General features: G+C 75.6%; 15 protein-coding genes. 6 read left to right on the top strand and 9 right to left on the bottom strand.

Going from position 1 to position 19,564, the window contains the following annotated elements; genetic code table 11:
* Complete coding sequence (locus SM450_RS19840) at positions 1-1,299, top strand: DUF58 domain-containing protein (protein ID WP_474621234.1); 1,299 nt, start codon at positions 1-3, stop codon at positions 1,297-1,299.
* 15 nt (positions 1,300-1,314) lie between these two features.
* Positions 1,315-3,780 (top strand): transglutaminase TgpA family protein, encoded by a 2,466-nt coding sequence (locus SM450_RS19835; RefSeq protein WP_474621233.1) that lies wholly within the window; start codon positions 1,315-1,317, stop codon positions 3,778-3,780.
* A gap of 322 nt (positions 3,781-4,102) precedes the next feature.
* Here the strand turns inward: SM450_RS19835 and SM450_RS19830 are convergent, their stop codons facing one another.
* The 9 genes from SM450_RS19830 to SM450_RS19790 all read right to left on the bottom strand — a co-directional run bounded on the left by SM450_RS19830 (position 4,103) and on the right by SM450_RS19790 (position 15,316).
* The gene (locus SM450_RS19830; protein ID WP_282283661.1) at positions 4,103-4,504 is read right to left on the bottom strand and encodes a DUF3040 domain-containing protein; all 402 of its coding nucleotides are present in this window, start codon (positions 4,502-4,504) and stop codon (positions 4,103-4,105) included.
* A 115-nt stretch (positions 4,505-4,619) separates the two neighbouring features.
* Positions 4,620-5,882 carry a DNA polymerase IV gene (locus tag SM450_RS19825; RefSeq protein ID WP_474621232.1) on the bottom strand — a complete coding sequence of 421 codons (1,263 nt, stop codon included), beginning with the start codon at positions 5,880-5,882 and terminating at the stop codon, positions 4,620-4,622.
* A gap of 67 nt (positions 5,883-5,949) precedes the next feature.
* Positions 5,950-7,113, bottom strand: coding sequence for an alkaline phosphatase family protein (locus SM450_RS19820; RefSeq protein ID WP_474621231.1), 1,164 nt, complete (start codon positions 7,111-7,113; stop codon positions 5,950-5,952).
* A complete protein-coding gene (locus tag SM450_RS19815) occupies positions 7,110-7,859 on the bottom strand; it encodes a class I SAM-dependent methyltransferase (RefSeq protein WP_474621230.1) in 750 nt (249 codons plus the stop codon). Before SM450_RS19815 ends, SM450_RS19820 begins: the two co-directional genes overlap by 4 nt.
* A gap of 72 nt (positions 7,860-7,931) precedes the next feature.
* Positions 7,932-8,114, bottom strand: coding sequence for a hypothetical protein (locus SM450_RS19810; RefSeq protein ID WP_281587440.1), 183 nt, complete (start codon positions 8,112-8,114; stop codon positions 7,932-7,934).
* 97 nt (positions 8,115-8,211) lie between these two features.
* Positions 8,212-11,592: an error-prone DNA polymerase gene (locus SM450_RS19805; protein ID WP_474621229.1), complete on the bottom strand. Its 3,381-nt coding sequence runs from the start codon at positions 11,590-11,592 to the stop codon at positions 8,212-8,214.
* Positions 11,593-11,799: 207 nt separating this feature from the next.
* Positions 11,800-13,869 (bottom strand): DNA polymerase Y family protein, encoded by a 2,070-nt coding sequence (locus SM450_RS19800; protein WP_474621228.1) that lies wholly within the window; start codon positions 13,867-13,869, stop codon positions 11,800-11,802.
* Entirely contained in the window at positions 13,866-14,663 is a 798-nt protein-coding gene (locus SM450_RS19795) for a hypothetical protein (protein WP_474621227.1), read from the bottom strand. Before SM450_RS19795 ends, SM450_RS19800 begins: the two co-directional genes overlap by 4 nt.
* 125 nt (positions 14,664-14,788) lie before the next feature.
* Positions 14,789-15,316, bottom strand: a complete 528-nt coding sequence (locus SM450_RS19790; RefSeq protein ID WP_474621226.1) for an SAV_6107 family HEPN domain-containing protein — start codon at positions 15,314-15,316, stop codon at positions 14,789-14,791.
* 545 nt (positions 15,317-15,861) lie between these two features.
* Between SM450_RS19790 and SM450_RS19785 the strand changes: the two genes are divergently transcribed.
* The 4 genes from SM450_RS19785 to SM450_RS19770 are packed head-to-tail and all read left to right on the top strand — an operon-like array spanning position 15,862 to position 19,477.
* Positions 15,862-17,259: a ferredoxin reductase family protein gene (locus SM450_RS19785; protein ID WP_474621225.1), complete on the top strand. Its 1,398-nt coding sequence runs from the start codon at positions 15,862-15,864 to the stop codon at positions 17,257-17,259.
* A gap of 20 nt (positions 17,260-17,279) precedes the next feature.
* The gene (locus SM450_RS19780; protein ID WP_474621224.1) at positions 17,280-17,810 is read left to right on the top strand and encodes an FMN-binding protein; all 531 of its coding nucleotides are present in this window, start codon (positions 17,280-17,282) and stop codon (positions 17,808-17,810) included.
* Positions 17,807-18,607, top strand: a complete 801-nt coding sequence (locus SM450_RS19775) for an FAD:protein FMN transferase (RefSeq protein WP_474621223.1) — start codon at positions 17,807-17,809, stop codon at positions 18,605-18,607. The genes SM450_RS19780 and SM450_RS19775 overlap by 4 nt, the downstream gene beginning before the upstream one ends.
* Before the next feature lie 36 nt (positions 18,608-18,643).
* Positions 18,644-19,477, top strand: coding sequence for a TetR/AcrR family transcriptional regulator (locus SM450_RS19770; protein ID WP_474621222.1), 834 nt, complete (start codon positions 18,644-18,646; stop codon positions 19,475-19,477).
* The last annotated feature ends 87 nt before the right edge of the window (positions 19,478-19,564 follow it).

Raw genomic sequence — 19,564 nt, 5'->3', positions numbered from 1 at the left:
GTGCGTGACGGCCTGCGCGGGCTGACCACCCGCGGTCGCTCCTTCCTGGCGGCTGCGGTCGCCGCCGCGATCTCCGCCGGCATCCTCGGCGAGAAGGACCTGCTCCGGGTGGCCGTCCTGCTCGCCATCCTGCCGCTGCTCGCGGCGGCGTACGTCGGGCGCAGCCGCTACAAGTTGGCCTGCCACCGCACGCTCGAACCGCACCGGGCGCCGGTCGGGGCCAGCTCCCGGGTGGTGCTTCGGCTGCAGAACCTGTCCCGGCTGCCCACCGGCACGCTGCTGCTGGAGGACCGGCTGCCCTACGCGTTGGGCAGCCGGCCCCGGGTGGTGCTGGAACGACTCGGCGCGCACCAGGCCACCTCCGTGGCGTACACGGTCCGCGCCGACGTGCGCGGGCGCTACGACGTGGGTCCGCTGGTGATCCGGCTGACCGACCCGTTCGGGCTGTGCGAGCTGACCCGGTCCTTCCCCAGCACCGACCACCTCACCGTGATCCCGCAGGTCACCCCGCTGCCCGCGGTGCGGTTGCCGGGCGAGTACGCCGGCAGCGGCGACAGCCGCGCGCGTTCGGTGGCGGTGCACGGCGAGGACGACGCCGCCACCCGGGAATACCGGAGGGGCGACGACCTGCGCCGGGTGCACTGGAAGTCGACCGCCCGCACCGGCGAGCTGATGGTGCGCCGCGAGGAGCAGCCGTGGGAGAGCCGGGCGACGGTGGTGCTCGACACCCGCGCCGCCGGTCACCGGGGCGAGGGCCCGACGGCCAGCTTCGAGTGGGCCGTCTCGGCCGCCGCAAGCATCGCCGTGCACCTGCGCCAGGCCGGCTACAAGCTGCGCCTGGTCACCGGCGCCGGCACCGACGTCGGCGCCACCGAGGTCGGCGGCGACGGGCTGCTCCTCGACCACCTGGCCGAGGTGCACCTCGACCGGCGCGGTGAGATCACCACGCTTGTGCAGCAGGTCCGGCAGCGGGCCGACGGCGGCCTGATCATCGCGCTCCTCGGCACGCTCGGCGACGCCGAGGCGGAGCTGCTGGCCGGGCTGCGTGGCAACGGCGCCACCTGCGTGGCGTTCCTGCTCGACAGCAACACCTGGCTGAACCTGCCACCGAAGGCCCGGGCCGAGGCGGAGCGGGCACACGGCAGTTCCGCGCTCGCGCTGCTGCAGAGCGGCTGGCGGGTGATCGGGGTGGAACACGGCAACCGGCTGCCGGCGCTGTGGCCGCAGGCCGGCCGCGGCTCCCAGGGCTTCGCCCTGCGGGCGGCGCTGGCCGAGACGGTCGCCGGCGGCATGCGATAACCGAGAGGTGGTCAGGTGACCCCGCACCGCAACATCGGCTTCGTCGCCGCGGCGGCGACCCTGCTGGCGGCGGCCCCGCTGTCGGCGATCTTCGAACGCTGGACGTGGCTGGTCCAGGCGGCCATCGTGGTCTCCGTGGTGGCCGGCGCAGCCGCGCTGAGCCGGCTGGGCCGGGCTCCGCTGTGGGGTCAGGTGCTGGCCATGCTCGGCGGCCTGACCCTGGGCCTGACCTGGGTCTTCCCGGGCGGCACCGAGGCGTTCGCGTTCGTGCCGACCCCGGCCACCTTCGTCCACTTCGGTGACCTGCTCGCGTCCTCGCTCGAGGACATGCGCACGTACGGCGTCGAGGTGCCGGACGTCGACTCGCTGCTCTTCCTCGCCGTGCTCGGCATCGGCGCGGTGGCCGTGGTGGTGGACGTGCTCGCGGTTGGGCTGCGCCGGCCGGCGCTGGCCGGGCTGCCGATGCTCGCCATCTACTCGGTGCCGGTGGCGGTGTACGTGGACAGCGTCCCCGCCACCCCGTTCGTGGTGGGCGCCGCCGGCTACCTGTGGCTGCTGGTCACGGACAACGTCGACCGGGTGCGCCGGTTCGGTCGCCGGTTCACCGGCGAGGGACGTGACGTCGACGTCTGGGAGGCGTCGCCGTTGGCCGCGGCCGGCCGCCGGCTGGCCGTGGTCGGGATGGCGGTGGCGGTGGCGGTGCCGCTTGCCGTGCCCGGGATGACCGGCGGCCTGATGAGCACCGTCGGCGCCGGCAACGGCGACGGCAACGGCCGGCCCGGTCAGGGCGGCAGCCCGGGCCGGGTCGACCTGTTCGCCGCGCTCAGCGGTCAGCTCAACCAGAGCGAGCGGTTCGACCTGGTCAAGGTCACCACCAACGAGCCCAACCCGTTCTACCTGCGCCTCGGCGTGGTGGACGACCTGCGGCCGAACGGCTTCCAGGCGCGCGTGCCCACCGGGCGGGCGGTCACCCGCGGCCTGCCCGACCCGGGCGAGCGCGCCCCCCGCGGGGTCGAGCAGCAGCGCTACCGGGCCACCGTCGAGGTGACCAAGAACCTGAACATGCCGCTGATGCCGGTCTACGCCGAGCCGGTCGAGACCGACGACCTCAGCAACTACTGGCTCTACGACCCGAACCAGCAGATCGTGTTCTCCAACCGGGAGAACGCCCGCGGCAAGCGCTACTCCTTCGACTACGTGCGGTCGACGTTCAGCCCGTCGGCGCTACGCGCCGCGCCGTCCCTCCCCGCGGACAGCCGGATCATGACGTTGCAGACCGCCAGGCCGTCCGTGCCGGCCGTCGAGCGGCTGGTCGAGCAGTTGGTCAAGGGCAAGCAGACCGACTACGACAAGGTCCGGGCGGTCTACGACTACTTCTCGGTGGAGAACGGCTTCACCTACGCGCTCTCCACCCGCAACGGCAGCAGCGGGGCGGACATCACCGACTTCCTCGCCACCAAGGTCGGCTACTGCCAGCAGTACGCCGCGGCGATGGCCTGGCTGGTCCGGGAGGCCGGCGTGCCGGCCCGGGTGGCGGTCGGATTCACCAACGGCAGCAACGCCGACGGCGGCACCTACGTGCTCACCAACCAGAACCTGCACGCCTGGACCGAGGTCTACTTCGGCGGCATCGGCTGGGTGCCGTTCGACGCCACCCCGGCGGCGAGCATCCCGGGTGCGGTGCGGCCGGCCTGGGCGCCGGACACGAACGCCCCGGAGGAGATCGCCCCCTCGGCCGGCAGCAGCGCCGCGCCCGGCGGGGTCGACCCGTCGGCCGGCCCGAACGAGCCGGACCGCCTGGACAAGGACGCCGACCAGGGCCTGGCGCTCGGCGAGAGCGGGCCGACCCGGCAGGCGCCGGTATGGCCGTGGTGGCTGGGCGGGGCGCTCGCCCTGCTGGCGTTGCTCGCCGTACCGGCCCTGCGCCGCTCGACGCTGCGCCGCCGGCGCCGGGTCCGGGCCACCGTGGCGGCGGCCACCGCCGTGACCGTGCCCGGCCAGCGGGGCGGGGCCCGCGAGGTCGTGGTCGGGGTGGACCCCGAGGTGGCCCGCGCCGACGCGCACGCCACCTGGGACGAACTGCTGGACACGCTTGTCGACTTCCACGTTCCGGTGGACATCACGGAGACCCCACGGACGACCGCGGAGCGGTTGGCCCGGGAGGCGCTGGCCGAGGACGCCGGCGCGGCCACCGGGGTACGGCTGCTGGGCCGGGCCGAGGAGCGGGCCCGCTACGCCCGTGACCCGCTTACCGGCACGGAGTTGCAGCCGGCGCTGCGGACGGTACGCGGGGCGCTCGCGTCCGGCGCGAGCCGGCGGACCCGGCTGCTGGCCGCGGTGCTGCCACCGTCGGTGCTGATGCGCTGGCGGACCGCACTCGCCGAGCGGTCGGCCCGACTGGTCGTCACCACCGGGCAGGTACGGCAGCGGCTGCTGCGTTGGAATCCGCGTCGCCTGCTGGCCAGCCGCCCCACCCGCTGACCCCGCTACCGCCCACCCACCCACCACCGCGACCCACATCGATCAAGGAGTTCGCGTCTGCGCGGGACGAATTAGCCGGCGCGAGATCTTGGTACGAAAGGGCCCTCAGAGGGGCCGTTTCGTACCAAGATCTCCACTATCCCGCATTTTGGAACGTCCATCCTCCGGAGCAGGACGGGGCGGAGCAGGGAGGGGGCGGGAGCCGGGAGCGGGACTGGGGACGGAACGGTCAGGACGACAGGCGCGACGGAGCCCGCGCGCTCGCCGGCATCGGGCCGGCGGGGCGTCGGCGCTGCCCGCCTCGGTCAGGGGCGGGGCGCGGTCAGCGGTGGCCCTCCGGGCGCTGCCGCCAACGGTCCTCCATCCGGTCGAGGAAGGAGCCCCGACGGCCGCCGCTGCGACCACGGGGACGACGCCGGCTTGTCGTTGTGCCGCCCACCACGTGCAGGTCGGGCGTCTGGGATCGACGGTGCGACTGCACCGCGTAGCCCAACGAGGCCAGCATGACGACGAAGCCCGCCACGGCCACCGCAGGAATCTTGATCACGGCACCGTAGATCAACAGGGCCAGACCAACGACGACCACGCCGGCAGCGACGAGCACGCGACGCCGCGCGTGGAAACGCGGGTCGCTGGCGCGCACAGCCGAGGCGAACTTGGGATCCTCGGCAAGCGACTGCTCGATCTGCTCGAACAGCCGCTGCTCGTGCTCCGAGAGCGGCACGGCACTCCTCCCCGGTCACGTTGGTCGGCCCGGTCGGGCCGACAGACCGTGGCAGCCAACCGGCTGCTTACCCGCAAGTCTACGAGGGTGCTCGCGCGTCGGAAAGCGGGACGACCTACGGCCGGGTCGGTTTTTCGACTCGGTGCTTATCACGCCGCCCGAGAAGACTGGCCGGACCTATGACGGATCGCCCGAAACGGGCAGCCGCCGCGTCGGCCGCCGCCTCCGCCTCCCGCCAGCCGCGCTCCGGCGCACCCAGGGTGAGCTGCTGTGGTGTCTCCTCCGCCACCGCGAGCCCTTCCATCCGTACGCCCACCAGGCGGACCGGCTCGCGCGGGGCGAGAACGCCCCAGAGCGCCCAGGCCGTGTCGAACATCTCGCGGGCCGTGTCGGTCGGCACGGCGAGGGTGCGGGAGCGGCTCACCGTGCGGAAGTCGGCGAACCGGACTTTCAGCGACACCGTCCGCCCCACCTGCCCGGCCGCCCGCAGCCGGGCGCCGGCCTTGTCGGCGAGGGCGAGCAGGGCCCGCCGGATCTCCACCGGGTCGGTGACGTCGGTGTCGAACGTGACCTCCGCGCCGATCGACTTCTCCACCTGCTCCGGGGACACCCCGCGCGGGTCCCGCCCCCAGGCCAGCTCATGCAGGTGCGCGGCGGACGCCTCGCCCACCGCCCGGCGCAGCAGGCCGGGCGGCGCCTCGGCCAGGTCACGCACGGTGCGCAGGCCGAGCCGGCGCAACGCGTCCGCCGACCGTTCCCCCACCCCCCACAGCGCCGACACCGGCAGCGGGTGCAGGAACTCCAGCACCTGGTCGGCGGGCACCACGAGCAGGCCGTCCGGCTTGGCCCGGGTGGAACCGAGCTTCGCCACGAACTTGCTCGGCCCGACGCCCACCGAACAGGTCAACCGCTGTTCCTCGGCCACCCGGCGACGGATCAGCGCGGCGATGGCGACCGGCGGGCCGAACAGCCGCCGGGCGCCCGCCACGTCGAGGAACGCCTCGTCCAGCGAGAGCGGCTCGACAAGCGGCGTGACGTCCCGGAAGATCCGCATCACCGCCCGGGACGCCTCGGAGTAGGCGGCGAAGTCGGGCGGCAGGTAGATCGCGCCGGGGCAGAGCGCGCGGGCCCGCGCGGTGGGCATCGCGCTGCGTACGCCGAACCGGCGGGCCTCGTAGCTGGCCGAGCTGACCACCCCGCGCGGGCCGACCCCGCCCACCACCACCGGCCGACCGCGCAGCTCGGGGCGGCGACGCACCTCCACCGAGGCGAAGAACGCGTCCATGTCGACGTGCAGGATCGGACAACCGGTGTCGTCGGCGTCCGGCCCGAAGCGCGGGTCTCCGCCGCCCCGGGGCAACGACTGGCTGCGACCCATGCCCCGCAGGCTAGCCCGCCGGTCCGACACTCCCCCCGGTCAGGCCCCGGTCCGACCGCACCGCCGGTCAGCCCCGGACCATGAGCAGCGGGACGGTCATCTCCGCGGCGGTGTCCGCGCCGTGGTACGCCACCAGCCGCGACGCCATCGGCGGCTCCGAGCGGGTGGCGACCACCGCGTACGTGTCCCGGCAGACCACCACCACGTCGCCGATCCGGGCCAGGTGCGCCTCGGGCACCGGCCCGAACCAGCCGGTGGCCACCGCCTCGGCCCGGGTCAGCACGTCCGCCGTGCCACCGAGCACCGCCGTCCAGGCGGCCACCACGTCGGCCTCGGCGCCCGGCTCGGTGTGCAGGTAGCGGACCCGGGGCTCGCCGGCCACCACCCGCACCCCGGCCCGCAGCCGGGCATCGGTGTCCAGGTCGACGCGGTGCCCGGCCGGCACGTCGAGCTGACCGTGGTCGGCGGTGACCAGCAGCGCGGCGTCCGGCGGCAGCCCGTCGACGAGGCGGGCCAGCAGCGCGTCCACCTCGGCCGCGGCCGACCGCCACGGTACGGAGTCGACGCCGCTGAGGTGGCCCTGCCGGTCGAGGTCGGGGTGGTAGCCGGAGACCAGGGCGGGACCGGTGCCGGCGGCCAGCGCGGTGAGCATCCGCGCGGCGAGCGCGTCGATCCCGGTCGCGCCCCGGTAGTCGCCGCCCCGGTTGGCGGCCACGGTGAGGCCGCTGCCGGCGAACTCGGGGCGGCTGACCACGGTCACCGCGACGCCTGCCGCGCGGGCTCGCTCGTACCAGGTGGGAACCGGCTGCCAGCGGGACGGGTCGGGGTCGCCGGCCCAGTCGACGTGGGTGAGCACCCGGTCGGTGCCGGGCACCCGGACGGTGAAGCCGAGCACCCCGTGCGCGCCCGACGGGACGCCGGTGCCGAGGCCGACCAGGCTGGTCGGGGTGGTGGACGGGAAGCCGGCGGTGAGCGGAACGCCTGTGGTGGCGGCCAGCCCGGCGAGCGTCGGCGCGTACCGGGCGGCGGTGGGGATCTGGTACCAGCCGAGCCCGTCGACCAGGAGCACGGCGATCCGGCGTACCCCGGCCAGCCGGGGGGCCAGGCCGAGCCGGTCGACCGCGCCGGGCACCCCGAGCAGCGCCAGCGCGCTGGGCAGCACGTCGATCAGGCTGCCCCCGTCGTAGCGGGGCGCGACCCGGTCGAGCGGACCCGGTGCCGGGCCGGTCATACCGGGCGGCGGGCGAACAGGTGCAGCTGGGCGGCGAGGTCCCGGTACGGCAGCTTCGCCGCCAGGGCGCACTCCAGGTCGAGCAGGGCGGCCGGTTGACCGTCCGCCACGGCCGCCGGGAGCAGGTCGGCGAGCACGCGTACGCCATGGATCTCCTCGACGACGAGCCCGGCGGCGGTGAGCAGCGCGCCCGCTCCGTCGGCGTCGTAGCGGCGGCGCAGGGTGTCCCGGCCGCCGGCGGTGCCGTGCGGGTCGGCGGCAAGCGCTGCGGCGGCGTCGAGCTGCCCGTTGATCGCCCGGCCGAGCACGGCGGCGGCCCGCGCGGCGACAAGCACACTTGCCGCGCCACCGGGGCGCAGCGCGGCGGCCAGCGCCGCGGTCACCGGCTCCGGGTCGTCGACCACCTCCAGGACGGCGTGGCAGAGCACCATGTCCACCGAGGCCGGTTCGACGAGCCCGGTGAGCGCGTCGGCGTCGCCCTGCATGGCGCGTACCCGATCGGCGACCCCGGCCTCGGCGGCCCGGCGGGTCAGCGCGGCGAGCGCGTCGGGGCTGGCGTCGACCACGGTGACCTGGTGGCCGGCCTCGGCGAGCGGCACGGCGAAGCCACCGGTCCCGCCGCCGACGTCGAGCACGGAGAGTCGTTCACCGGCCCGCCGGTCCAGCTCGGCCCGGAGCACCGCCCAGATCACGGCGGTGCGGGGGGTGAGGGTTCGGGTCTGCTCCACGCCGCCGAGCCTAGCCATGGCCAAACGCACCGAACGCAGTGAGGGCCGTGCGGCCATGGCCATCAGGCCCAGCCATGGCCCGGCCCGGTGTCAGGACTCGCCGCCGCCGGCCGGGTCCTCCTCGGCGCCGCGGGAGCGCTGGGCGTTGGCCACCGGGCCGTCGGTCACCTGGTGCTCGCGCGGCTCGATCTCGTGGGTGGGCGCCCACCCGGCGCCCAGGCGGGTCCGTCGGGCGTTGGCCACGCCACCGGGGTACGTGCGCTGAAAGGTCATCTGGTTCATCCCCCACACCGGGGTGGGCGACTCTGCCCACCCGCGTCGGGAGTCTCCCGCGTCCGGCCCCGGGAAACCGTAATGTGGATCACTACGGTCAACGGAAATCCCGGGACGCCGGCGTGACGGGCGGCTCGATCGCGTCCAGCCGGTCCGCGGTGAGGTTCGTGACGCCCTCGTGCCGCTGCAACCGGCCCCGCACCACAAGTGCTCCGCTGGTGCGGGCGATTCGACGGTAGCGCTGCCAGAGCCCTGGCGAACACGTGACGTTGAGCATGCCTGTCTCGTCCTCCAGGTTGAGGAACGTGACTCCGCCGGCGGTCGCCGGCCGCTGCCGGTGGGTGACGATCCCGCCGACCCGGATCCGCTGCCCGGGCGGCACCTGGCCGAGCCGGGCGATCGGCACCGCGCCCAGCGCGTCGAGCCGGTCCCGGATGAACCGGGCCGGGTGGCTCTCCGGGGACAGGCCGGTGGCCCAGACGTCGGCGACCAGCCGGTCCACCGCCGCCATGCCGGGCAGGGTGGGCGGGTCGGCGCCGGTCACCGTGCCGGGCAGCCGGCCGGGCCGGTCCTGCGCCGCCGCGCCGGCGGCCCAGAGGGCCTGCCGGCGGGTCAGCCCGAAACAGGCGAAGGCGTCAGCGGTGGCAAGCGCCTCCAGTTGCGCCGCGGTGAGACCGACGCGGCGGGCCAGGTCCGGCATGTCCCGGTACGGCCCGTGCGTCGCCCGCTCCGCCTCGATCCGCTCGGCCGCGTCCTCGCCGAGGGTACGGACGCTGCCCAGCCCGAGCCGGACCGCCGGACCGCCCAGCCCCCAGGCGTGCGGCGGCTCCCCCGGCAGGCTGCCCCACCGGGTCTGCGGCGTCGACTCCAGCACCGCCTTGGCGCCGCTGGCGTTGATGTCCGGCCGGCGCACCTCCACGCCGTGCCGGCGGGCGTCCTCGGCGAGCGTCTGCGGCGAGTAGAAGCCCATCGGCTGGGCGTTGAGCAACGCGGCCAGGAACGGACCCGGGTGGTAGCGCTTGAGCCACGAGCTGGCGTAGACCAGGTAGGCGAAGCTCATCGCGTGGCTCTCCGGGAAGCCGTAGCTGGCGAACGCGGTGAGCTTGCGGTAGACGTCGTCGGCCAGCTCACCTGTGATGCCCCGCTCGGCCATCCCGGCGTAGAGCCGGTCGGCGATCTGCGCCATCCGCTCCACCGAGCGTTTCGCCCCCATGGCCCGGCGCAACTGGTCGGCCCCGGCCGCGTCGAACCCGGCCAGGTCGATGGCGAGCTGCATGAGCTGCTCCTGGAACAGCGGCACGCCGAGCGTCTTCTCCAGCGCGTTACGCATCAGCGGATGCGCGTACGTCACCGACTCCTGGCCGTTCTTGCGCCTGATGTACGGGTGCACCGAGCCGCCCTGGATCGGGCCGGGACGGATCAGCGCCACCTCCACCACCAGGTCGTAGAACTCGCGGGGCCTGAGCCGGGGCAGGGTGGCCATCTGGGCCCGGCTCTCCACCTGGAACACCCCCACCGAGTCGGCCCGGCAGAGCATGTCGTAGACCTCGGGATCGTCGAGCGTCATCTCGCCCAGGTCCAGGCTGGCCCCGATCAGGTCGTAGCCGTAGTGCAGCGCGGACAGCATGCCGAGGCCGAGCAGGTCGAACTTGACCAGGCCGACGGCCGCGCAGTCGTCCTTGTCCCACTGGAGCACGCTGCGGCCGGGCATCCGGCCCCACTCCACCGGGCAGACCTCGATCACCGGACGGTCGCAGATCACCATGCCGCCGGAGTGGATGCCCAGGTGCCGGGGAAACGTCTGCAACTCGTTCGCGTACGCGACCACCTGCTCCGGGATGTCCGCCACGTCGACCGTGGCGACCGAGCCCCACCTGTCGATCTGCTTGCTCCAGGCGTCCTGCTGGCCGGGCGAGAAACCGAACGCCTTGGCCACGTCCCGCACCGCCGACCGCGGCCGGTACGAGATGACGTTGGCGACCTGGGCGGTGTGCTCCCGGCCGTAGCGGGCGTAGACGTGCTGGATCACCTCCTCCCGACGGTCGGACTCGATGTCCACGTCGATGTCGGGCGGGCCGTCCCGTTCCGGGGCGAGGAAGCGCTCGAACAGCAGCCGGTGCCGGACCGCGTCCACGTTTGTGATGCGCAGCGCGTAGCAGACCGCCGAGTTGGCCGCCGACCCCCGGCCCTGGCAGTAGATGTCCTGCTCGCGGCAGAACATGACGATGTCGTAGACCACCAGGAAGTAGCCGGGGAAGCCCAGCTCGTCGATCATCCGCAGCTCGTGCTCCAACTGCGCGTACGCCTCCGGGTGCGCCTCGGGCGGGCCGTAGCGCTCCCGGGCGCCGTCCATGGTCAGCCGGCGCAGCCAGCTCATCTCGGTGTGCCCGGCCGGCACCGGATACGCCGGCAACCGCGGCGCGACCAGGTGCAGGTCGAACGCGAGTTCCGCGCCGAACTCGGCGGCCCGCGCCACCGCACCCGGGTACGCGGCGAACCGCGCCGCCATCTCCGCGCCGCTGCGCAGGTGGGCGGTGGCCGCGGCGGGCAGCCAGCCGTCGATCTCGTCGAGGCTGCGCCGGGCCCGGACCGCGGCCACGGTGGTGGCCAGCCGGCGCCGGCCCGGGGTGGCGTAGTGCGCGTTGTTGGTGGCCACCGTGGGCAGCCCCGCCGCGGCGGCCAGCTCGGCGAGCGCGTCGTTGCGGTCGGCGTCCACCGGATGGCCGTGATCGGTCAGCTCCACCGCCACCGTCTCCGCGCCGAACAGCGCGGTGAGCCGGTCCAGCTCCCGGGCCGCCGCGTCGACCCCGTCGGTGAGCAGCGCACCGGGCACATGCCCCTTGCGGCAGCCGGTGAGCACCAGCACGTGGTCCCGCAGCTCCTCGGCGATCTGCTCCAACTCGCCGTAGACCGGGCGGCCCTTCTCCCCGCCCCGCAACTGGGCCCGGGAGACGGTGGCGGCGAGACGCGCGTAGCCCTCGTGCCCGTGCGCGAGCACCAGCAGGTGCCGGCCGAGCGGGTCGGGCTCGCCGTTCTGCGGGCCGGGCAGCCCGAGGGACAGCTCCGCCCCGAAGATCGTCGGCAGCCGCAGCGCGCGGGCCGCCTCGGCGAAGCGCACCACGCCGTAGAAGCCGTCGTGGTCGGTGACGGCGAGCGCGGTGAGCCCCAGCCGGGCGGCCTCCTCGGCCATCTCCTCCGGGTGGCTGGCGCCGTCGAGGAAGCTGAAGTTGGAGTGCGCGTGCAGCTCCGCGTAGGCGACCGCGTCGTCCGGGCGGGCCAGCTCCGGTGGCCGGTATTCCTGGCGCTTGCGGCTCCAGGCCGGGGAGTCACCGCCGTCGGCGTCGACCGCGAGCGGGTCCACCACGTGCAGATGCCGTTCGCCCCTGGCGCGCTCGTCCTCGCCCCGCCCGCCCGCGCCCCGCCCGGAGAGCACCTGCTCCAGCTTCGACCAGGGCATCCTCGGATTGTGGAAGCTCACGCCGCGCTCCCCCGCCCGGCGCCTGCCGAGATCTTGGAAGATTTCGGCCCCCAGAGGGGCCATGGGATTCCAAGATCTCCCCTGCCGATCGGGCGAAGGTCGGCCTGCGGTCGCCTACGAACTTGATGGCACGGATGAGTCACGGCGACGGTGGTGGCGACAGCTCGGCCCGGCACGTGGGCACGCCGCGACGCCGAGGCACGCCGCTCAGTCATAGACGGCCTCCACCAGCCACTGCCCGCCCTCGACGGCGAGCAGCAGGGCCGTGCCGTCGACCAGGCAGACCTGGAACCGGGCCCGGCGGCGGGCCTCGGCCGGCGCCCACCAGCGCTCGTCCACCGGCCACGGGCCGACCCATCCGGTGATCCCGGCCGGCCGGCCGGCGCCCACGGTCAGCCGGGCCGGCGCCGCGCTGACCGCCAGCCGGGCGCTCACCACGACCGGTTCCCCCGCCGCGTCGTGCACCTCGGCCGCCAGCGGGGTGGGCAGCACCACGGCCGGCGCCGGCGGCGGGATCCGACCCGGCCACGGCGGCTCGGGCACTGCCTTGACCCGACCAGCCCGGCGACCGGCCCGCACACCCATCCGGGCCGAATCGGCGGACCCGACCGGCACGAGGGCTGACTCCGCAGCCGCAGCCGACACGACCGGCGAAACGCCAGCCGGGACCGGCACAAGAGCTGACTCCGTAGCCGACACGACCGGCGAAACGCCAGCCGCAGCCGGCACAAGAGCTGACCCGGCAGCCGACACGACCGGCGAAACGCCAGCCGGGACCGGACCGACGGACGGAACCGGCACGAGGCCCGGAGCCGGAGTCGACAGGCCCGCCGGGACCGACACGACAGACGCCCCCGGCACGCTTGGGGCCGACGCAACGACCGGCCCCGGCACGAAACCCGGAGCCCGGACCGACGCGACAGGCGGCCCCGGCACGACAGACGGCTCCGACACGCTGAGGGTCGGCGTAACGCCTGGAGCTGGCACGACGGGCGGGACGGGTGAGGTGACGCCCGTCGGCGGGAGGGCCGGCAGCGGTGGTGGGCCGGGGCGGGCGGGCACCCGCTCGTCGCCCCACGGAACCAGGCGCACCTGGTCGGCCGGGGAACGCCCGCCGCCGAGGACGGCGGTGACCACCGCCTCGGGGCCGAGGATGCCCTGTACCCGGTTCAACGCGCGGTGCGCCCGTTCCCGCTCCGCGCCGGTCTCACCCCACAGGCCGGGTTGCAGGCCGGCCTGGGCGAGCACACCGTCCGGCACCAGCCGCAGCCGGATGATCCCGGCGGTCGGCCGGGTCGGGCGGGCCCCGCCCCGGCCGTTGCTGCCGGAGAGCCAGCCGTCGAGCTGCCAGCGGACCCGGTCGGCGATGGCCGCCGCGGTGAGCAGGCCGTCGTGCCGCCACACCCGGTGCAGTTCCTGGCCGTGCGCGGTGACCGCCTCGATGCCGAGCCGGGTGCAGGCCAGCCCGTACGCGGCCAGCCGCTCGTGGAGGCTCCCGGCCAGCGTCCGGGCGGCGAACGCGGCGGCGTCGACCCGGTCGATCGGCTCGTCGTACTCGGCGGTGGCGGTCAGGTCGGCGGGTGGCTGCCGGACGGCGAGCGGACGGTCGTCCCGGCCCGCGGCGAGCCGGTGCGCCAGCGCCCCGTCGAAACCGAACCGGGCCAGCACGTCCCCGGCGGGCAACGCGGCGAAGTCACCGAGGGTGCGTACGCCGAGCCGGCGCAGCAGGTCGGCCAGGGCGGGCCGGCCGAGCGCCTCGACCGGACGGCCGGCCAGGAACTCCGCGGTGCCGCCGACGGGCACGATCCGCCCCTCCCGGGCCGCCAGCCCGGCCGCGAAGACCCCGTCGGCGATGCCGACCTGGCTCTCCACCGCGCAGCTCTGGGCGACGTGCTCGACGATCCGTTCGGCCGCCGCCTCCTCGCCGCCGAGGTAGCGGCTCGGCCCCCGGGCGGCGGTGGCGCACGCGCCGGGCCGGATCACCTCGACCCCGGCGACCACCTCCTCGACGGCGGCCACCACCGGCTCGAACGCCCGCGCGTCCCGGCCGGGGTCGTGGTCGACGACGGTGAGCCGGGGGCAGCGCCCCTGCGCCTCCCGCCGGCGCAGCCCGCGCCGGATCCCCTCGGCCCGGGCCCGCTCGGAACAGGCGATCACCCGGTTGGCGTGCAGCACCACGACCGGGTCGGTGGCGGGCACCCCGTCGACGATCTCGGCGGCGAGGACGGGCCAGTCCGGGCACCAGAGCAGCAGGGCACGCGGCGGGACGCCGCTCACTGGCCCGCCTCAGTTCGCGAGCGGGGGGCTCGCCGGCCCGGTGGACCGGCCACGGTGAGCGGACCGGCGGGGGTCACCACGCGCAGCCGGCGGGCCGGGACGGCGGGTGGGACGGCGAGCCCGGTAGAGCGCGGGATCACCCGGGTCAGCTCGTCGCCGGGCAGCCACACCTTGATCTCCTTCGGCCGGGCGGCGGCGCCCCGACCGCGCGCCGAGACGGTCACCTCGCGGCGGCGCAGCCGACCACGGCCCGACCCGAGCCCCTGCCATACGCCGCGAACCACCTGGAGCGTCACGTCCGCGCCGTCCCACCGGCCGTACGGGACCAGCACACTGCCACGTTGCCGGGCCCGGGCGGCCAGCCGGGCGGAGACCGAGGCGGAGACCGTGTTCGGCACGGCGGTGACCACCACGTCGATCCCGTCGATGAGCGCGGCCACGACGGTGGGCCACTCCGGCCCCGGGTCGGGCACGAGGGCGAGCCGGTCCAGCACGATCCCGGCTTCCGCCGCCGCGCCGGCCCCGAAGGTGGGTACGCCGACCACGGCGCACCACGAGCCGGCCCGGGACGCCTCGGCGAGCAGCGCGAGGATCAGCGAGGTGGCGCCGCTGTGCCGGGGCCGCCCGACACCGACCGCGACGGTGCTGCCGCGTCGCAGCCCGCGGTTGGGCAGCAACCCGGTCAGCTCGGCCCGGACGGGGAGCACCCGGTGGCCGCCGGCCGGGTCGGGCGTGCTCGCCGGACGCACCAGCTCGGCCAGGGCGGCGGAACCGACCACCATTCGGCCCGCCATCGGACCAACCCCCCGTCGTGTTCTGCCCCGGGCCCGGCCCGTGGGTGGTGCTGTGGATCGTGTGATGCGGTGGAGCGGCGCCCGGCCACCCTGGGGTCCCGCCGACGGCGGCCGGGCGCCACGATTCAGGCGGCTGCCGTCCCGCGACGCGGCACGGCGGCCGAACCGGAACGCGGCGTGATGTCGGACCCGCTGGTCCGCAGGGGCCGGTGCAGGCCGTCGAGCGCCGGTTGGTGTGCCAGGCCGAGCACGGACTCCACCACGGTCACGAACTGTTCGGCGGCGCGGAGCAGGTCGTCGGCCTCCCGGGCGGTGACCACCCGGGGGATGCCGGCCTCGGCGGCGGCCCGCTTGCTCGCGCCGGCGGCGAAGAGGGCGGCCCACTCGTCCATCTCGGGGGCGACGGTGGCGAGCAACACCCAGACACTCGTGACCCGGTTACGCCGGGTCGGCGCGGGGCGGGCGCGGGCGGCGAGCACGGCGGCGGCGGCGCGCAGCGCCGCGAGGTGGGCGGCGGCGTACCGGAGGCCGTCGGGGCGGGTGCGGGCGGCCTCGACCAACCCGTCGCGGGCCACCACGAGCAGCTGAGCGGGGGTGCGGTGCGGCAGCACGTGCGCGGGCACCGTGGGCGCCTGGGCCGGACTGGTCGGCATGGGTCTCTCCTCCGCGTGTGGCCGGGGCGGGCGGTCGCGCGACGGGGAACCGTCGCCCGGTCACCCGGAGCGGTCGGTGCGGAGGAAGACGCACCAGTGTTGGCGGCCGGCCGGGTGTGGACGCTTCCCCACACCCACGCCCGGCCGGCGTGCCGGCGGGTCCGTCGCCCGCCGCCCGGGGGTCGTGGGCGGCGGGCGACGACCTGCCAGATGGGCTCGGACTCGCGACTGTCCGAAGCCCGGTGCGGCCCGCGGAGCCGCACCTTCCGAAAGCCGGTGCCGCGAAACACCGCTTCCGGAGCTTGCTGACGGTGTGCGACCCGATCGGGCGGGGACTGGATCAACCGCGACCGAATCGAACACTCGTTCTAACTGCCCTGACAGTACACCTCCCCGCCGACAAAAACGCAACGTGTGACGCACCGGAGACACCCCGGGTGGGCGGCGCGATTCCCAGCCGGGGCACAGCCCCGGCAAAGGAGAACCAGAACTCACCGGCTCACCGTTTACCCCATGAGCGTCCGCCGTACCGAAAGGATCTTCCGGTGACCGCCGGCGTGGCCGGCCCACGGGCCGTACGCCGCGTCCCGCCGGCCGCTCCCGCCTGGTGGGCCGACGTCGCCGGCGGCCTCGCGGTGCTCAGCCTGCTGGTCGTCACCGCCCTGTGGACCGCCGACCGCGGGGTGCAGGAGCTGCTGGCCGGCGCGGCCACCGGGCTCACCTCGCTCGGCCGGCTCGCCGGTCTGGTGAGCGCCGACCTGATGCTGGTCCAGGTGGTGCTGATGGCCCGGGTGCCGCTGTTCGAGCGTCGCTTCGGCCAGGACCGGATCGCCCGCTGGCACCGGCTCGCCGGCTTCACCTCGTTCCACCTGCTCCTGGCGCACGTGCTGCTGACCGTCCTCGGGTACGCCGGCGCCGCCCGCCAGGGGGTGCTCGCCGAGACCTGGGACCTGATCGTCACGTACCCCGGGATGCTGCTGGCCACCGCGGCGCTGGCCCTGCTGGCGCTGGTGGTGGTGACCTCGGTCCGCGCGGCCCGGCGGCGGCTGCGCTACGAGTCCTGGCACCTGCTGCACCTCTACGCCTACCTGGGCGTCGCGCTGGCGCTGCCGCACCAGCTCTGGACCGGCGCCGACTTCCTCGCCTCGCCGCTCGCCCGCGCCTACTGGTGGACGGTCTACCTGCTGGCGCTCGCAAGCGTGCTGATCTGGCGGCTCGGCGTGCCGGTGTGGCGCTCGCTGCGGCACCGGATCGAGGTGGCCGCGGTGGTGCCCGAGGCGCCCGGGATCACCTCGGTCTGGTTGCGCGGGCGGGACCTGCACCGGCTGCCGGTACGCGCCGGGCAGTTCCTGCTCTGGCGGTTCCTGGACGGACCCGGCTGGTCCCGCGCCCACCCGTACTCGCTGTCCGCGCCGCCGCACGGGGACCTGATGCGGATCACCGTCAAGGACCTGGGCGACGACAGCGCCCGGGTGGCCGCCCTGCGCCCCGGCACCCGGGTGCTGATCGAAGGGCCGTACGGGCGGCTCACCGGGCAGCACTGGCGCGGCGGCGGGCTCACCATGCTGGCCTGCGGCGTCGGCCTCACCCCGCTGCTGGCGCTGCTCTGGGAGCTGCCGTACGCGCCCGGCCAGGCGGTGCTCGCCTACCGCGCGCGTACCGGCGAGGACCTGGCCTTCTCCGCCGAGTTGGACCGGTTGGTCGCCGAGCGCGGGCTGGTCGTGCACCACCTGGTCGGCCCGCGGGCGGCGCGGCCGTCCTGGCTGCCCGCGTACGCCGACGGGCTGACCGACGCCGAGGCGCTGCGCCGGCTCTCCCCCGGCGTGGCCGGACACGACGTCTTCCTCTGCGGACCGGACGGCTGGGTCGACGCCGTCCGCGCCGCGACCCGCGCGGCCGGGGTGCCCGACGCGCACGTCCATCACGAACGCTTCGCCTGGTGACGGGCGCGAAGGGAGGATCCGTGCGCCGGATCACCATCTGGTTGCTGTCCACCGTGACCGTGCTGGTGCTGCTGTTCAGCTACCGGACCAGCACCATGGGCGCGGGCGGGGAGACAAGCGCGGTCGCCACCGGCGGCGACCCGGGCGGCAGCTCGTGGAGCGGCACGGACGGCGGCACCGACCCGTCCGACGGCGGCACCGGGTCCGACGACGGCGGCAGCACCGGCGGCGGCACCGGGTCCGACGACGGCGGTAGCACCGGCGGCGGCGCGAGCGGCACGGCGACCGGGTCGGTGGCGCAGACCCGGTGGGGGCCGGTGCAGGTGCGGATCACCGTATCCGGCGGGAAGATCACCGACGTGACGGCCGTCCGGGTGCCCGACGGCAACCGGCGGGACCAGGAGATCAACGACTACGCGGTGCCGATCCTGCGGCAGGAGGCCCTGGCCGCGCAGAGCGCCCGGATCGACAGCGTCTCCGGTGCCACCGTCACCAGCGACGGCTACCGGGAGTCGCTCCAGTCCGCCATCGACGCGGCGCACCTCAGGTGAGCGACCGGCGGGCCTGGGTGGAGCAGGTGATGGGGCTGCCGGTAAGCGTGCACCTGCGCGGCCCACGGGTGCGTACGCGGGCGGTCGAGGAGCGGGTGGCGCGGGTCTTCGCCGAGCTGCGCGCCGCCGACGCGGTGTTCAGCACGTACCGGCCGGACAGCGTGCTGGGCCGCCTCCGGGGCGCGCCACCCGGCCCGGCGGCCACCGCCGACCCGCTGGTGCGCGAGGTGGCCGGGCTCTGCGAGACGGCCCGCGCGCGTACCGGCGGATGGTTCGACGCCCGCCGGCTGCCGCTGCCGCTCGGTGGCCTCGGATTCGACCCGTCCGGCCTGGTCAAGGGCTGGGCGGTGGAACGGGCCGCCCGGCACCTGACCGACCTGGACGGCCACGACCTGTGCCTGAACGCGGGCGGGGACGTGCTGCTGCGGGCCGCGCCGGACCGCCCGGCCTGGCGGGTCGGGATCGAGGACCCGGACCGGCCGGAGCGGATGCTCGACGTGGTCGAGCGGACCGGCGGCGCGGTCGCCACCTCCGGCACCGCGCGGCGCGGCGCGCACATCACCGACCCGCGCGCGGGTCGGCCGGCCGAGGCCGTCCGGTCGGTCACCGTGGTCGGCCCGGATCTGCTCTGGACCGACGTGTACGCGACCGCGGCCGTCGCCCGCGGCGCGGACGCGCCGGACTGGCTGGCCACCCTGGACGGGTACGCGGCCCTGCTGGTGACCGCCGACGGCCGGGTCCGGACCACCCCGGGCTGGCCCGGCGCCCGCTCCCACAGGCCGTATCTTCTCCGCTAGCGGGCGGACCCGGTGCCGCCGGCGGGGAGGGCGACCGTGCGGGCCGGCGAGGTGGACAAGAAGCGGCTGTTCGAGCTGCTCTGGGGTACGCCGGCCGGGCCTCGGCGTGGACCGCGCCCCACCCTGTCGCCGGCCGCCGTGGCCCGCGCCGGCATCGTCGTCGCCGACGCCGAAGGGCTCGACGGGCTGACCATGCAGCGGGTCGCCGAGGGGCTGGGCGTCACCAAGATGGCGCTCTACCGCTACGTGCCGGGCCGGGCGGAGCTGGTCGCCCTGATGCTTGACGCGGCGCTGGGCGAGCCACCCCCGCCACCGGTCGACGCCGGCTCGGGCACGGAGGCCGGACGAGCCGCGTCCGGCGCCCACTCGGTCGCGACGGCCGGACACGATGCCGGGCGAGCCGCACCCGGCATCCCGTCGCCGGCCGGCGACGGGTGGCGCGCGCAGCTCGACGACTGGACCCGGCGGCTGGTCGAGCGGTTCCGCCGGCATCCCTGGGCCCAGGCGGCGGCCGTCGGCGCCCGGCTGCCCGGGCCGAACGAGCTGTCCTGGGTGGAACGCGTCGTAGCCGTGCTCGCCGGCACCGGGCTCACCGCCCACGAGCGGCTCGACGTGGCGACGCTGCTGGTCGGGCACGCCCGCAACCTGGCCGGCCTGCCACCCGACTCCGGCCGGGAGGCGGCGTTCGGCGCGCTGGTACGCGGACGCGAGACCCGCTTCCCCGCCCTGGCCGCCGCCCTGACCGATCCCCCCGACACCCACTCCCCCACCCCCGCCGCCCTCTCCCCCGACTCCACCCTGAACTTCGGCCTGACCCGCATCCTCGACGGCATCGAAGCCCTGATCACCACCCGACCGACGAGGGGGTGATCATGAAGTTGACGGCCCCGACAGAGATCCACATCGCCGTCAACTTCATGATCACCGGGCCGGGGTGGGGGCGGGTGGGGCGGGAGA

This window comes from Micromonospora marincola (genome assembly GCF_056150385.1).
Note: the sequence above shows the minus strand (reverse complement) of the source record. Positions and strands in the feature narration are given on the sequence as shown.